We start from the raw sequence: 14,079 nt of genomic DNA on the forward strand, positions 1-14,079 counted from the left end.
TGTGTGCGACACGGACCGTAACCGAGTGCGGCGCGTGTCGTTGAACCACACGGCCGCGCGCCGCGCGCGGCGGGGAGGAGCACGGCCGTGACCGCGATGCTGACCGACAGGATCGAAATGGCCGAGAGCGATGAGCAGACTCTGGACGAACTGTTCGACCGTCTGGAGCGGATGCCTGTCCCCGAGGGCTACAAGGTCGAGATCGTCGGGGGGACAATTTTCATGTCGCCGAAGCGCAAGACGCACTGGGACATCATTTTCGATGTGGCCGAGCAGCTCCGTGCCCGGTATGCGAGGAAGCGGCTGACGTCCGACGTCCTGTACCACTTCCCCGGGGAGCTGAACGGGTTCTGCCCGGACCTCGCGGCACTCAAGGAGGACGCCAAGCCGGACGACAAGGGCTACTACTCCTGCCACGACATCGAGTTCGTCCTTGAGGTGATCTCGAAGCCGACGGCCCACAACGACTACGGTCCAAAGAAGGGCGTCTACGCGGAGGTCGACGTACCCGTCTACCTCATCGCCGACCCCTGCACGGGGCGCTGCCACCTGTACCTGGACCCGAAGGACGGCGACTACCGGGCGGAGGTCATAGTCACCTTCGGCCTGCCGGTGGACATGTCGAACACGGTGGTCGGACTGAGCATCAGCACCGAGGAGTTCACCGCCTGAGGCGGCGTGCCGTCAGGATCCGCTGCAGCGCGTCCAAGCGGTTGGTGGTCACCGCGTCCACGCCGAGTTCCAGCAGGCGGGACATGGACCGTCCCCAGTCCGCTGTCCAGGCCGCGACCATGAGGCCGTGGTCGCGGGCGAAGGCGACGGTGGGGCGGTCGACAAGGCCGAAGCGGAGGTTGAGCCAGCGCGGTTCGACCTCGTCGATGAGCGCGCGGGAGGGGCGGCGCGAGGTCTTCCAGGTCATGGCGATCTCGGCCCCCGGGTCGAGCGCGCGGACCGCCAGCATGGCGGGCAACTCCCCGCAGTAATACACGCGGTCGGCGACACCGGCCTCGCGGACGGCGGCCACTGAGGGCGCGGCCTGATCCGCCGCCGTAAGGTCGATCAACATGCGGGGAGCGGCGGGCGCGTCCGCCGGATCCCCGTCCCGGTCCGGAAGCGGCTCCGCGGACCCCGGGAAGCCGCGCAGCTCCGCCAGGCCCTCCGCCAGCGTCGGCACCCCGTCACCCGTCAAGTCGCGCACGTCCCCGGCGGTAAGGGCGGCGACCGGCGCGTCGTACCCCCACAGCCGCTCCAGCGTCGGGTCGTGCAGCAGCACCGGCACCCCGTCGCGCGTCACCTTCACGTCGACCTCCACCACATCGGCGCCCTTGCGCAGGGCCGAACGCACCGAGGGCAGAGTGTTCTCCCGGAAGTGGTACGGATCGCCGCGATGGGCGACGGCGAGCGCCACCCCCGTCAGCCCCAGGCCGCCGTGTAGGCGTCGATCTCGGCGGTCAGCCGCGCCTTGCCGGCCGTGTCCATGAAGGACACCTCGACCGCGTTCTTGGCGAGGGCCGCCACCCCCGCCGGATCGAGGCCGAGCAGCCGGGCCGCGACCTCGTACTCCGTATTGAGATCCGTGCCGAACATCGGCGGGTCGTCGCTGTTGACGGTGACCAGCACGCCCGCCTCCACGAAGGCGGTGATCGGGTGCTCCTCCAGGGCGGCCACGGCACGGGTGGCGATGTTGGAGGTCGGGCACACCTCCAGCGGGATGCGGTGCTCGGCGAGGTGGGCCAGCAGCCGCGGGTCCTGGGCGGAGCTGGTGCCGTGGCCGATGCGCTCGGCGCCCAGCTCGTTGATCGCGTCCCACACGGTCTGCGGACCGGTGGTCTCGCCCGCGTGCGGCACGCTGTGCAGACCGGCCGCCCGCGCCCGGTCGAAATACGGCTTGAACTGCGGCCGGGGCACCCCTATCTCCGGTCCGCCCAGCCCGAACGACACCAGGCCGTCCGGCTGCAGGTCCAGCGCCAGCCGCGTCGTCTCCTCGGCCGAGACCAGGCCGGCCTCGCCCGGGATGTCGAAACACCAGCGCAGCGTCACCCCGAGCTCCGCCTCCGCCGCCTTGCGGGCGTCCTCTATCGCCTCCATGAACGCCTCACCGGGAATGCCGCGCCGCGTCGAGCTGTACGGAGTGACGGTCAGCTCGGCGTACCGCACGTTCTGCCGGGCCAGGTCCCTGGCCACCTCGAAGGTCAGCAGCCGTACGTCCTCGGCGTCGCGGATCAGGTCCACCACCGCCAGGTACACCTCGATGAAGTGCGCGAAGTCCCGGAAGGTGAAGAAGTCCGCGAGCGCCGACGGGTCCGCCGGAACCTTGGATCCCGGGTGCCGGGCCGCCAGCTCGGCCACGATCCGCGGCGACGCCGAACCCACGTGGTGCACATGCAGCTCGGCCTTCGGCAGACCCGCGATGAATGCGTCGAGCCCGCCACGGGCGGCGGCCGCCTGGCCGGGTGCGATGTCGGGCATGCTGCGTCCTTCGTCCGGTACGGGTGCGGATTCATCGTAGACGCCCGCCCACCCCGCCCACCCCCCGCCCGTCACGCCTTGCGCCGGCTCCGCACCCCGAGCGTGTAGGCGGCGTCGATGGCTTCCCCTTTCCAGGTCCACACCAGCTTGAGCGCGAGCGCAGCCAGGCACGCCAGAACGAGCCGCCGATCCACCCGGGGGTCGTGGACGGTGACGGTCATGTGCTCCGCCTTCGGGCCGTCCACGCCTACCGTGAAGCCTTCACAATCGGGAGCGCTGTACTGAAGGAGCAAATGGCGACCGCGCACTGGAACCCACACCGGGATGAACTCGCCGATGAGCTCCACGGCCTTGTTCACCGGTCGGAATGCTCGCTCCGTTTCCTCGTCGGCGGCTCTTCCGACCAGCGGAGGCAGCCCCTGCTGGACTACGCGCCACGTCGTGGGAGCAGTGGAGACTCCAGCCCTCATACCACCGGTCAGCGGGTGGATGTCGGAGTCGGCCCTCGCGCCGGCAGTGGTGTTAACGATGCCGATCGGTACGTCGTCGGCATCGACGGCACCAGTCTCGGTCAGTGTGCCCGCTAGTGTCTGCAGCCCGGTTCCGGTGAGCAGTTGGTAGGACGAGCGCTTGCGCAACGGGCCTACCTTGACCATCCGGGCCACCGGTGGCTGTCCGTCGGACCAGAGGATGTCCGCGATGGTCCGGTTGAAGTGCAATGTGAATGCGGTACTGAACGACGTCAACGCCTCCAGCCCGGCGGCTTCCTCGTCAGCCATGGTGTTCCTCCGCGGAGCGGGCGCCAAGACCGTTGACCGCCGAAGTGCCCTGCATGTTCGAGGATCGGCTGAAGCCGACCATTGCTGCGGGGGAGAACGAAGTATGTGACCCGATCGTCCGACTCACCACGCGTTGACCACGCTGGGCTGTGACAATACGCAATTCCTCTTCGAGCAGGTGCTTGATGTCCTCGACTTCAGCCCCTCCTTCAAGGCGCCGGTAGATCTCGCGGGCGATCGCCTGCTGTTCAGGGGTCTGAGCCATCAGCATTGCGGTTCTGAATCGCTCTGACATTTCGGGGGCATCTTCCGCGTGAAAGGTCTCACTTGTGCGATCGGGGTGATAATCATTCATGGTTGATTGTCTTCCTGCTTGTCAAGGGGTCGGGAGCATGGACATCCGGGCCGCTCCCTGCCGAGGGTCCCAGGCGCCGACTTTTTCGAACTCGAAGCCCCATTGGCGCTCCTGGTCGAGAAGGCTCTCGACCTGGTTGTAGACGTGGAACCGCGCGAAGGTGTTGATCACGGAAGTGATATCCGTCTCGACCTTGGAGACGGCCGCCCTGATCTGCCCGAAGATCTTGTGGATCTCCTTGATGCCGAAGATGATCCCCTTGATGATTTTGTGGATCTTCCACATGGTCCACAGACCGGCCACCACATCCACCACGGGGTCCTCGGGGCCACCGCCGACCGCCTCGATGACCTCGTCGCCCTCGACGGTCTTGACCAATTCGTGGGCTTCCTTGTTGATGAGGCGCGTAACAGCCTGCAGGGCTGCCTCAACGAGCCCTGAGATGGCGTAAAAGCCATCACGCAGCAGATCTGACACGACTTGGGCTGCGTCACCGAGTCCGCCAGAACCCATGGTCCAGCGGAACATGAGCGAGTCGAAGGCTGTACCGGCCTGGCCGGACCACTCTCCGCCGAGGCGCACGGATCCCTTACGGGACGTGCCAGTCACTGTGTAAATTCCGCTCGCCAGTTGGCTGTACGACTCCTGCAGATACTGCAAGCGGCCGTAATTCCCGGTGATAGGTTTGATCAGGAGTTCCACGAGACTGTGGCCGGTGAAATGATGGAAGAGGTCGTCGGCCATTCCCAGAATCCTGCCGCTGTAATTGCCGACCGTGGCCCCTGCGTTCATCGGGGTTCGGCCGGCTTCAACCCACCCCCTGAGCCTGCGCTCCCGTTGCAGCCCCGCTGACCCCTCGTCCGTGCCGTGGCCCAGCATGGTGAGCTGCAAAGCGATGTTCCTCGCTGTCGCGTCTCCCGCCGGGTCCAGGTGCTTGGGGTTCAGGTCGGGGGGTTCGTCGGTGAAGTCGCCCAGGTGGCGGAAGCCGGGGATGGTGGCGAGGTCGGGGAAGTGGGGGAGGGGGGTGCCGTAGAGGTGGGTGAAGGTGCGGGTGGTGAGGTGTTCGTGGGTGGCGTAGTCGGTGGCGGTCGCGCGGGCTTTGGCGGCCACGCCCGCCATGCCGGACGAGCACCGCTCAAGTCTGGCGCTGAACTCCGCGGCCAGGCGTGGGACGAGGTCGCGGATCGGGCGGACGAGCAGGCCGTCGAGGTCCGAGGCGTCGTGGCAGTGGGCGGTGACCCAGTTGCCGAGTTCCTTGAAGTGGGCGGCCTGGGTGTCCATCAGGCTCGCGTAGCTGTCGAAGTCTCCCCCGGGCGGAACCTTCAGCTTGCCGGTCATGCCTCCCCTTCACCTGTCCGCCGGTGGTGCTCCCACCACCCCGTACAACTGCTGCTGTCGCTCAGTGTGTTGATGGAAGCACATATGGTGACCGGACGAGGGAGGGCGGTTGGCGGGGAGCCGGTGGGGGTGCGGGCGTGGGCCGGGGCCGGTGGGGTTTTCGCGGCCCGCGCCCGCACTCGAAAGGGTTACGCCTTGCGCAGGCGCCGGAAGAGGGAACCCGCCTCCGTGGCTTCCCGGCGCGGTGTCTCCATGACCTTCAGGGCGAGCGCGGCCAGGCAGCTCAGGATCAACCGGCGGTCCACGCGCGGATCGTGGACGGTGACGTCGAGCCGGGACTTGCGGGAGGTGAGGGTGACGGTGAAGCCCGCGCAGCCGGCCGCGCTGAACCGGAAGGTCATCGGCGCCAGGTAGTCCGGCACCTTGACGCCGAAGCCGAGGCGGTCCATCGCGTCGGTGACCTTGTTGTAGCTCAGCCGCGCCCCCGGGTCCGTGCCCTCGGCCACCAGCGGCGGGAGGCCCGGCTGCACGACGCGCCACTTGGTGGGGTTGTCCGAGGCGTACGTGGTCAGGCCGCCGCTGAGCGGGTGGATCTCGCTGTCGGCCTTCCGGCCACCGCTGAGGTTCACGATGCCGACCGGCGCGCCACCGGCGTCGAGGGCACCGCTCGCGGACAGCGTCCCGGCGGCTGTCTTCAGGTCCGGGCCCGTGAACAGCTCGTACGCGGCCCGTTGGCGCAATGCGCCGGCCTTGGTCATCCGGGCCACCGGCGGCGAACCGTCGGCGGTCCGGATGTCCAGGGTGGTCCGCTCGCTGCTGAGCGTGACCTCCGCGCTGAACGAGGTGAGCGACTGGAGTTCGGCCGCCTCGTCACCAGCCACGGCCGTCCTCCTCGGCGCGCGTGCCCAATCCGCCGACCGGACCGTTGTCCCGGGTGTCCCGCCGCCGGCCCCCGCCGCCCACGACTCCTGCCGGCCCGCCGGGGCCCGGGTCGTCCGCCGCGGCGACCGGCCGGCCGTTGCGCTGGGCGACGACGATCCGCATCTGCCGCTCGATCAGATCCTTGATGTCGTCGACCTCCGCGCCCTCCTCCAGGCGCCGGTAGATCTCCTTGGCGGCGGCCTGCTGCTCGGGCGTCTCGGCCAGTGCCATGGCGGCCAGGAACCGCTCGCTGGGTCCGGGGACGTCCTCGTCGTCGGCCGGGCCGCCCGGGCCGCCCGGGCCGCCGGAGTGCGAGTGGGAGTGGTAATTGCTCACGGTCGTTCGTCCTTCCAGCCGTCAGGGGGACGGCAGAACAGCAATCCGGGCGGCACCCAGCTTCGGGTCCCATCCGCCGGTCTTCTCGAACTCGAAACCCTTCTGCCGCTCCTGGTCGAGCAGGCTGTTGATCTGCCCCTGGATGTCCAGCGGCTGGGAGAACGACTTGATCACGGCCTCGACGTCCGAGATGATCTTCGACACGGCCGTCTTGATCTTTTCGTAGATCGCGTGGATCGCCTTGATCGCGGAGATGATCCCCTTGACGATCCGGTAGATCTTGTACATGGTCCACAGGCCGGCCACGATGTCGGCGACCGGGTCCTCCGGGCCGCCGCCGACCGCCTCGATGGCCGCGTCGCCTTCCGCGGTCTCGACGAGCTGCTTCAGTTCGTCGTTGATGAGGCGGGTGATGGCCTGCAGGGCGGCCTGCACCAGGGCGCACACGGCGTAGTAGCCGTCCTTGAACACGCCCGCCACGACCTTGGCCGCGTCGCCGATCCCGCCCTCGCCCATCGTCCAGCGGAACATCAGCGAGTCGAAGGCGGTGGCGGCGTCGCCGGTCCACTCGCCGCCGAGCCGCACCGAGCCCTTCCGGCAGGTGCCGGTCACCGTGTAGATGCCGTCGCCGAGCTGGTCGTACGCCTCCTGAAGGACCTTCAGCCGGCCGTAGTTCCCGGTGATCGGTTTGAAGAGGAGCTCGACCAGGCTCTCGCCGGTGAAGTGCTTGAAGATGCCGTCGGCCATGCCGAGGATCTTGCCGCTGAGGTTGCCCGTGCCCTTGATGCCGGGCGTGCCCGAGGTGATTCCGGTAGCCGCCTGGACGCCCTTGGAGCCCGGGTCGGAGCCGAAACCGAGCAGCTTGAGCTGGGTCTCGATGTTCTTCGCCGTGACGTCTCCTGCCTCGTCCAGGTCGCCCGCCTTGAGCCCCGGGGACTCGTCCGTGAAATCGCCCAGGTGCTGCAGGCCGGGGACGGTGCCGATGTCGGGGAAGCCGGGGAGGGCCGTGCCGTAGATGCCGGCGAAGCTGTGGGCGGTGGCGTGCTCGTTGTCGGCGTAGTCCGTGGCGGTTTCGCGGGCCTTGCCCGCCACGCCGCTCATGCCCGTCGCGCACTGGGAGAGCTTGCCGCTGAACGCCGACGCTATCTTCGGGGCCAGTTCCTGGATCGGGAGGACGAGCAGGCCGTCCAGGTCCGAGGCGTCGTGGCAGTGGGCGGTGACCCAGTTGTCGAGTTCCTTGAAGTGCCCCGCCTGCTTGTCCATCAGCCCGGCGTAGCTCTTGAAATCGCCTTGCGGCGGAACTTTCAGGTCCGTCATGTGTTGTCCTGTCCCTCCGGCCGGCGGTGCCGGAGCGGCTCCCCCGCTCAGTGATTCCCGCCGCCCAAGTAACCCTGTCACTCCTCGCATTGACGCACCTACGCCTTTCGGCGGTTTCTTCACTGATCCTTCGCCGTCTTCGAACGTGCCTTGTCGGAGGGGCCGGCGTGACGGTCCATGGGCATGCTCGTGCTGATCGCGGGCGAGAGTCCGCGGTCTTGATCATCCGACGGGGCGAGCCGGCCGGTTTCGCTGGTTCTTCCGCGTCGCCGGCCCGGTGCCGCCCACGATCCGGTCCATGGTGGAGTCCGAGATCGCGGAACGGATCGCGGTGCGACGAGCGGAGCCGGACACACTGGAAAACCGGCTGGTCAAGCAGCTTGAGCAGGTGCGAGCCGGGCGGGACGAACTCGCCATCGCGGAACGGGTCGGGCAACGGATGGCCGAGCAACTCGTCGCGGAGACGGCGGCCGAGCCGGCGAAAGCGCAGCAGGGCAGCTACTGCTGGGTGACAAGAGCGCGGGCTGTGGCCGCGGGGCCGGCGCCGGGGGTGGGGCCGGGCATGTCGTAGTTGGAGAGGAAGACCGCCGTCCAGTCCAGGTCCGGGAACCAGTCAAGGTTGGTCCAGACACCGGGCGCCGCTCCGCTGTGGCCGACGGCCCAGTGGCCGTTGACGATGTCGGTGGTGGTCGCGTACGAGTCGAAGGGGAACTGGACGGGAGCGCCCGACTGGGCGGGTATCGGCGGCCTGGGCACCTTGGGGCTGAGAGTGAGCTCTGTGTGGACGGGGTCGAGCAGCTTGTGGCTCAGCAGGGCGCGCTTGAAGCGGACCAGGTCCGGTGCGCTCGCCAGGGCGTTCCCCGCGGGGGAGCCGATATAGGAGAACGGGCCGTCAAGGGCGTCGACACGTTGCCCGGAGGGCTGGTTCTGCGAGGTGTACGGGTGGGCGATGCGCCGGTCGTCCCGCCACTGGGACGCGGTGTAGAAGTCCGAGGCGGTCATGCCGGCCGGGCCGAAGACGTGGTCGCGGACGTAATCGTAGTAGGACTGGCCGGAGACCTTCGCGACGATGGCACCCAGGACGTGGTAAGCGGAGTTGCTGTACTGCCCCCTGGTGCCCGGGACGAAGGCCAGCGGAGCCTTCCGGATGAACTCCAGGGTCCCGTCCATTACCTGCTCGGGGCTGGTCCAGGTGAACGACACTTCGAAGAACCCCGGGAGCTGCGTGTAGTCGCCCATCCCGGAGGTGTGGGTGAGCATGTGGTGGATCATGACGCTGCCGGCGATGTCCGCCGGGAAGCCGTCCAGGTACGTGCCCAGGGTCGCGGTGTACGCGATCTTGCCCTGCTGAGCGAGCTGGGCGACGGCGACGGCGGTGAAGATCTTGGTGATCGAACCGAGGCAGAAGATGGTGTCGGGCCCGTTGGGAATGGCCCGCTTCTTGTCGGCCATACCGTAGGACCGCGCCAGCACCGGGCTGTCGCGGTGCATCAGGAGCACGGTTCCGGAGAAGGTGTCGTCCTGGGCGAGCCGCGCGATGAGCCGGTCGAATTCGCCACCGGGCCGCAGCCCCGGCGGTATCGGGCCCGACGGCGGAAGGCCACCGGTGCCTGCCGCCGGGGCGGAGCCGTCCGGACCGGTCGTCCCGCGCGTGGCGGCGGCGACCCAGGCACGGCCGGCTGTGAGGGGGACGGCACCGAGCAGCCCGAGTATGGAGCGGCGGCCCACCCGGCGCCTGCGGTGCCCATCGGGAAGGAGATCACGTTGTGTCATGCGATCACCTTGCTGCGCGGGGTGCTGCGGGCGCGTCTGCCCTGGGTCACATCATCGGGTCTGTCGCGAGTCGTACGCCGTCGGCCGCCTGCGTCTTACGACAGACGCGCTGCCGCCGGGCGGTCCGTAGACTCCCGGAATCATGAGGATGCAACCGGCGGCTGTGCTCCGCGGACCGGAGCGCGGGGCCGCGGAGCGGACAGGCGTGGGCGCTGTCGTGCGGGCCATCGTGCCCACGCAGGTCACGGGGGACGCGGCACTGGCCTGTGTGCTGTTCGCGGTGTGCCTCGTGGTGAACGACCCGCGAGCGGTCGTGACCGCGGCGTCCGCCGGGCCGGTCGACGGTGCGGTGCGGGGGCCGGCCGTGGTCTGGCTGTGGTGGACGGCCACCGCGGCCGTGCTGGCCGCCGTCACGTTCCGCAGACGCCTTCCGGTGACGATGTTGGCCGTCTGCACGGCTGCCACCGTGGTGCATGTCGTCCTGGCGGTGCCCCTCATGGTCGTCGACACCGGCGTGCTGGTCCTGCTGTGCGCGGTCGCCGCCCACCGGGGCCGGGCGGTGTCGGTGGCGGCGCTGGCTGTACTGATCGCTCTGGTCGCTGGGTGGAGCGCGTACTACGCGAGCCACGGACGGCTGGCTCCGGGCCTGCCCATGACCGTGGTCCAGGTCTTCCACCGGCCCCATCCCGAGGCCGAGGAGGTCGCCGGCGGCCCGGTCGACGTCAGTACCCAGCGGCGCGATCCCTCGGCGAACGGCTGGAACACCGTGTCCGTGTACGGCCTCGCGCTTGCGGCCGCCTGGTCGACCGGCTATGGCGCCCGCAACCGCCGCGCGTATCTGGGTCAGCTCCACCAGCGCGCACAGGATCTGGAACGCGAACGCGACCAGCGGGCGGCCCTCGCCGTCGCCGCCGAACGCGCCAGGATCAGCCGCGAGATTCACGATGTCGTCGCGCACGGCCTGTCCGTCATCGTGATCCAGGCCCAGGGAGCAGCCGCCGCGCTCGACGACGACCCCGCCGAGACCAGGGCCGCGCTGGAGGCGGTCGTCACGATCGGCCGCGACTCACTCGCCGACATGCGCCGGGTGCTGGCCGCGACGAGCGGGCCGGGTGAGCGGGCCGCGATGGGCGAGGACGGCGACGACTGGCGCCCGCCGCCCGGACTGGTTCGGCTCCCCGCGCTGCTGGACCGGCTGAGCCAAGCGGGCACGCAGGTGCGGCTGCGTATCGAGGGCAGCCCCGCCGAACTGCCGGCGGCGGTGGACCTGTCGGCGTACCGGATCGTCCAGGAGGCCCTGACGAACACCATCAAGCACGCTGGGGCCGGTGCCGTGGCGGACGTCCTCGTCGCCTACGGCCCGACCAAGGTCTGCGTCGAGATCCGCGACGACGGTCGCGGACCGCAGCCGGCCGCGGGCGAACTCGATGGCGCCGACCGGCCCATCGGCGTAGGCGACATGAACCGCAGCGGCGCCCACGGTCTGCGCGGAATGCGGGAACGCGCCAGGTTGCTCGGCGGGACCTTCACGGCGGGGCCGGGTCTGCACGGCGGTTTCGTCGTACGGGCTGCCCTTCCGATCCACAGGCCCGTCCTGGCGGCGCATGGGGCCGACCGGGCGCACGCACCTGGCGATCGCGCGGGCGTTCCGGAATCCGGCCTCCAGGACCAGCGCACATGATCAGCATCCTGATCGTCGACGACCAGGCGCTGGTCCGGACCGGCTTCCGACTGATCCTGGAACGGGCACCCGACATGCGGGTGGTCGGCGAAGCCGGCGACGGCGCGCAGGCCGTCGCCATGACCGCCGAACTTCGCCCGGACGTCGTGCTGATGGACATCCGCATGCCCGAGGTCGACGGAGTCGAAGCGACCCGCCGGATCTGCCGGGACATGGCCGCGGCGCGGACCCGCGTGCTGGTTCTGACCACCTTCGACCTGGACGAGTACGTCTACGCCGGACTTCTCGCCGGCGCCAGCGGGTTCCTGCTCAAGGACACCCTCGCGCCTGAACTGCTCTCGGCCGTCCGGGCCGTGGCCCGCGGCGACGCGGTCGCGGCACCCAGCGTGACCCGCCGGCTTTTGGAACGGTACGTGGCGACCGCGCCCGCGCGGACCGACCCCGGCGGTGGCCCGAACCCACTGACCGAGCGGGAGACCGAAGTGCTCGTGCTCATAGCCCGTGGTCTGTCCAACGCTGAGATCGGCGGCCGCCTCCACCTGACCGAAGGCACCGTCAAGACCCATGTCAGCCGGGTACTGGCCAAGCTGGGACTTCGTGACCGAGTCCAAGCCGTTGTCCACGCCTACGAATCCGGGCTGGTCCGGCCCAGTGACACCGGGTCCCCCGCCTGACAGGTGGCTCGGGCGAGCCGCCCGCTCCCCGCATGACGGCGAGACGCGCTGGTACTCCGGTGGCGGCGTGTCCTCGGTCACGCCGGGCTCACGGTGCGGGACCAGCAGCACCGCGCGGGCCGCTACGTGCGCCTTCGCCGGCTCGGCCGCAAGGTCATGACCGCGAGCACGATGTGACGCACGTCACTTTGATAGTCGGGTATTCGGGTGAGAAGTCGCGTCACCGATCCGGCGCGCGGCCCTCTCCTCCGTGAACGCGGGCATCACTTCGCGAACGGAGGGCCCGGTATGGGCGGCATGGGGGGGATCGGCGGCATGGGTGGCATGGGTGGCATGGGCGGGACGGGGGGCGCGGTGGAGTGGCTGGTGTCGGCGGCAGCCGATCCGCAGGGGTGCCGGTGGGAATGGGAGCGCAGCCCCCACGGGGTCACGCTGCTGCCCGCCGGGCGGGTGTGGGACGTGCTGATCCTGCCCGGCGCGCTGGGCAGCCGCGCCCTGGACGTGCTGACGCTGCTGCCGGACCGTCCGGGCCCGGTGCTGGCGGACTCCGGGGACGCCAGGACGGGGTTCTTCGTGCCGCCCGGGACAGCGGCCGGGTGGTTGGGTACGGGGGTGCGCGCGGCGGGGCGCGGGACATGGATCGTGGTGCCGTACCCCGGGCGGCCGGCGGGGAAGGTCCGCTGGCTCGTCCCGCCGGACGGCACCGGGCACCTGACCGACCCGGTCGTGCTGGAGCTGGCCATGCACGAGGCGGTGGCCCTGCTGGCCGGCGGCGGCTGACGCCGGCGGCCGACGGCGGTGGTCCGAAAAACAGGGTCGGCCGCCGCCGGGGCGGCGAGCTTGTGACCCGGCGCCCGGCGTGGTGACACTGGCCGCAGGAGACGACGAAAGGGTCGGATCGTGACGAGCACCCGCATCACCCACTGGATCGCCGGCCGGCCCTGGAGCGGCGGCGCCGAGCGCCGCGGCGACGTGTACGACCCGGCCACCGGCAAAGTCACCGGGCAGGTGGACTTCGCCGACTCCGCCGTCGTCGACCAGGCCGTCGGCGCCGCCCTCGCGGCCTTCCGGGACTGGCGGAGCACCTCGGTCGCCAAGCGGGCCGGCGTGCTGTTCGCGTTCCGCGAGCTGCTCAACGCCCGGCGCGAGGAACTCGCCGCGATCATCGTCTCCGAACACGGCAAGGTCCACTCCGACGCGCTCGGTGAGGTCGCCCGCGGCCAGGAGGTCGTCGAGTACGCGTGCGGCATCCCGCACCTGCTCAAGGGCGGCTTCACCGAGCAGGCCTCCACCGGCGTCGACGTCTACTCGGTCCGCCAGCCCCTCGGGCCGGTCGCGGTGATCTCACCGTTCAACTTCCCGGCGATGGTGCCGATGTGGTTCTTCCCGCTGGCCGTCGCGGCCGGCAACACGGTGGTGGTCAAACCGTCGGAGAAGGATCCGTCCGCAGCCAACTTCCTGGCCGCCCTGTGGCGCGAGGCGGGCCTGCCCGACGGCGTCTTCAACGTCGTCCACGGCGACAAGGCGGCCGTCGACAGGCTGCTGGAGCACCCCGACATCAAGGCGGTCTCCTTCGTCGGCTCCACCCCGGTCGCCCGGCACGTGTACGAGACGGGCACCCGCCACGGCAAGCGGGTCCAGGCGCTGGGCGGCGCCAAGAACCACATGCTGGTCCTGCCCGACGCCGACCTGGACCTGGCCGCCGACGCGGCCGTGAACGCCGGCTTCGGAGCGGCAGGCGAGCGCTGCATGGCCGTGTCCGTGCTCGTCGCCGTCGACCCGGTCGGCGACGAGCTGGTGACGCGGATCAAGCGCCGGATGGCGTCGCTGACCGTCGGTCCCGGCAGTGCGCCCGCCTCCGAGATGGGGCCGCTGGTCACCGGCGCCCACCGCGACAAGGTCACCTCGTACCTCGACGCGGGTGTCGCGGAGGGCGCCGAACTCGCCGTCGACGGCCGCGGGCACCCGGTCACCGGCGACACCGGCGCCGACGGCTTCTGGCTGGGCCCCACCCTCTTCGACCGGGTCCGCCCGGGCATGTCCGTCTACGACGACGAGATCTTCGGCCCGGTGCTGTCGGTCGTGCGCGTGCCCTCCTACGACGACGGGCTCGCCCTGATCAACGCCAACCCGTACGGCAACGGCACCGCGGTCTTCACGCGCGACGGCGGCGCCGCCCGGCGCTTCCGGCACGAGGTCGAGGTCGGCATGGTCGGCGTCAACGTGCCGATCCCCGTACCCGTCGCCTACTACTCCTTCGGCGGCTGGAAGTCCTCCCTGTTCGGCGACACGCACGCCTACGGCGAGGACGGCGTGAAGTTCTTCACCCGCGCCAAGACGGTCACCCAGCGCTGGCCCGAGCCGTCCCCGGGCCCCGGCGGGCAGGGCCCTCGCGGCGGCATCGACCTCGGCTTCCCGACGAACGGGTGAGGGCGG

The 14,079-nt window shown here is 70.1% G+C and carries 15 protein-coding genes; 6 read left to right on the forward strand and 9 right to left on the reverse strand.

Translation table 11 applies throughout. The features are described from left to right. The first annotated feature begins 96 nt into the window (after positions 1-96). Positions 97-672 carry a Uma2 family endonuclease gene (locus tag K7G61_RS10830; RefSeq protein ID WP_225846581.1) on the forward strand — a complete coding sequence of 192 codons (576 nt, stop codon included), beginning with the start codon at positions 97-99 and terminating at the stop codon, positions 670-672. On the opposite strand, the gene K7G61_RS10835 is transcribed toward K7G61_RS10830, so the two are convergent. From K7G61_RS10835 to K7G61_RS10870, 8 genes are all read right to left on the reverse strand, one after another. Continuing rightward, positions 662-1,423, reverse strand: a complete 762-nt coding sequence (locus tag K7G61_RS10835) for a glycerophosphodiester phosphodiesterase family protein (protein ID WP_225846582.1) — start codon at positions 1,421-1,423, stop codon at positions 662-664. The two genes, K7G61_RS10830 and K7G61_RS10835, sit on opposite strands and share 11 nt — an antisense overlap. After that, positions 1,414-2,469, reverse strand: a complete 1,056-nt coding sequence (locus tag K7G61_RS10840) for an adenosine deaminase (RefSeq protein WP_225846501.1) — start codon at positions 2,467-2,469, stop codon at positions 1,414-1,416. Before K7G61_RS10840 ends, K7G61_RS10835 begins: the two co-directional genes overlap by 10 nt. A 71-nt stretch (positions 2,470-2,540) precedes the next feature. Next, positions 2,541-3,248, reverse strand: a complete 708-nt coding sequence (locus K7G61_RS10845) for a hypothetical protein (RefSeq protein WP_225846502.1) — start codon at positions 3,246-3,248, stop codon at positions 2,541-2,543. Continuing rightward, complete coding sequence (locus K7G61_RS10850; protein WP_225846503.1) at positions 3,241-3,603, reverse strand: hypothetical protein; 363 nt, start codon at positions 3,601-3,603, stop codon at positions 3,241-3,243. The genes K7G61_RS10845 and K7G61_RS10850 overlap by 8 nt, the downstream gene beginning before the upstream one ends. Before the next feature lie 21 nt (positions 3,604-3,624). Beyond that, entirely contained in the window at positions 3,625-4,941 is a 1,317-nt protein-coding gene (locus K7G61_RS10855) for a WXG100 family type VII secretion target (RefSeq protein WP_225846504.1), read from the reverse strand. 188 nt (positions 4,942-5,129) lie between these two features. Further along, positions 5,130-5,822, reverse strand: coding sequence for a hypothetical protein (locus K7G61_RS10860; protein ID WP_225846505.1), 693 nt, complete (start codon positions 5,820-5,822; stop codon positions 5,130-5,132). Beyond that, a complete protein-coding gene (locus K7G61_RS10865) occupies positions 5,812-6,198 on the reverse strand; it encodes a hypothetical protein (protein WP_225846506.1) in 387 nt (128 codons plus the stop codon). Before K7G61_RS10865 ends, K7G61_RS10860 begins: the two co-directional genes overlap by 11 nt. A gap of 21 nt (positions 6,199-6,219) precedes the next feature. After that, positions 6,220-7,515, reverse strand: coding sequence for a WXG100 family type VII secretion target (locus K7G61_RS10870; RefSeq protein ID WP_225846507.1), 1,296 nt, complete (start codon positions 7,513-7,515; stop codon positions 6,220-6,222). Positions 7,516-7,813: 298 nt separating this feature from the next. On the opposite strand from K7G61_RS10870, the gene K7G61_RS10875 reads away from it, so the two are divergent. Beyond that, positions 7,814-8,086 (forward strand): hypothetical protein, encoded by a 273-nt coding sequence (locus K7G61_RS10875; RefSeq protein ID WP_225846508.1) that lies wholly within the window; start codon positions 7,814-7,816, stop codon positions 8,084-8,086. Here the strand turns inward: K7G61_RS10875 and K7G61_RS10880 are convergent. Then, positions 8,014-9,288: a serine hydrolase gene (locus tag K7G61_RS10880; RefSeq protein ID WP_225846509.1), complete on the reverse strand. Its 1,275-nt coding sequence runs from the start codon at positions 9,286-9,288 to the stop codon at positions 8,014-8,016. The genes K7G61_RS10875 and K7G61_RS10880 overlap by 73 nt on opposite strands. 142 nt (positions 9,289-9,430) lie before the next feature. On the opposite strand from K7G61_RS10880, the gene K7G61_RS10885 reads away from it, so the two are divergent. The 4 genes from K7G61_RS10885 to K7G61_RS10900 all read left to right on the forward strand — a co-directional run bounded on the left by K7G61_RS10885 (position 9,431) and on the right by K7G61_RS10900 (position 14,073). Then, positions 9,431-10,969, forward strand: a complete 1,539-nt coding sequence (locus K7G61_RS10885) for a sensor histidine kinase (protein WP_225846510.1) — start codon at positions 9,431-9,433, stop codon at positions 10,967-10,969. After that, positions 10,966-11,643 carry a response regulator transcription factor gene (locus K7G61_RS10890; RefSeq protein ID WP_225846511.1) on the forward strand — a complete coding sequence of 226 codons (678 nt, stop codon included), beginning with the start codon at positions 10,966-10,968 and terminating at the stop codon, positions 11,641-11,643. The genes K7G61_RS10885 and K7G61_RS10890 overlap by 4 nt, the downstream gene beginning before the upstream one ends. A gap of 333 nt (positions 11,644-11,976) precedes the next feature. Beyond that, positions 11,977-12,423: a hypothetical protein gene (locus K7G61_RS10895; protein ID WP_225846583.1), complete on the forward strand. Its 447-nt coding sequence runs from the start codon at positions 11,977-11,979 to the stop codon at positions 12,421-12,423. Between the two features lie 120 nt (positions 12,424-12,543). After that, the gene (locus tag K7G61_RS10900) at positions 12,544-14,073 is read left to right on the forward strand and encodes a CoA-acylating methylmalonate-semialdehyde dehydrogenase (protein WP_225846512.1); all 1,530 of its coding nucleotides are present in this window, start codon (positions 12,544-12,546) and stop codon (positions 14,071-14,073) included. The last annotated feature ends 6 nt before the right edge of the window (positions 14,074-14,079 follow it).

The organism is Streptomyces sp. HPF1205 (genome assembly GCF_020400825.1).
Lineage (GTDB): Bacteria > Actinomycetota > Actinomycetes > Streptomycetales > Streptomycetaceae > Actinacidiphila.

What these genes read in the sequence shown, in the direction of transcription:
- K7G61_RS10875 (WP_225846508.1), top strand. Translation starts at nt 7,814, where the DNA reads ATGGTGGAGTCCGAGATCGCGGAACGGATCGCGGTGCGACGAGCGGAG.
- K7G61_RS10895 (WP_225846583.1), top strand. Translation starts at nt 11,977, where the DNA reads ATGGGCGGGACGGGGGGCGCGGTGGAGTGGCTGGTGTCGGCGGCAGCC.
- K7G61_RS10840 (WP_225846501.1), bottom strand. Translation starts at nt 2,469, where the DNA reads ATGCCCGACATCGCACCCGGCCAGGCGGCCGCCGCCCGTGGCGGGCTC.
- K7G61_RS10870 (WP_225846507.1), bottom strand. Translation starts at nt 7,515, where the DNA reads ATGACGGACCTGAAAGTTCCGCCGCAAGGCGATTTCAAGAGCTACGCC.
- K7G61_RS10885 (WP_225846510.1), top strand. Translation starts at nt 9,431, where the DNA reads ATGAGGATGCAACCGGCGGCTGTGCTCCGCGGACCGGAGCGCGGGGCC.
- K7G61_RS10850 (WP_225846503.1), bottom strand. Translation starts at nt 3,603, where the DNA reads ATGAATGATTATCACCCCGATCGCACAAGTGAGACCTTTCACGCGGAA.
- K7G61_RS10845 (WP_225846502.1), bottom strand. Translation starts at nt 3,248, where the DNA reads ATGGCTGACGAGGAAGCCGCCGGGCTGGAGGCGTTGACGTCGTTCAGT.
- K7G61_RS10890 (WP_225846511.1), top strand. Translation starts at nt 10,966, where the DNA reads ATGATCAGCATCCTGATCGTCGACGACCAGGCGCTGGTCCGGACCGGC.
- K7G61_RS10880 (WP_225846509.1), bottom strand. Translation starts at nt 9,288, where the DNA reads ATGACACAACGTGATCTCCTTCCCGATGGGCACCGCAGGCGCCGGGTG.
- K7G61_RS10830 (WP_225846581.1), top strand. Translation starts at nt 97, where the DNA reads ATGCTGACCGACAGGATCGAAATGGCCGAGAGCGATGAGCAGACTCTG.
- K7G61_RS10855 (WP_225846504.1), bottom strand. Translation starts at nt 4,941, where the DNA reads ATGACCGGCAAGCTGAAGGTTCCGCCCGGGGGAGACTTCGACAGCTAC.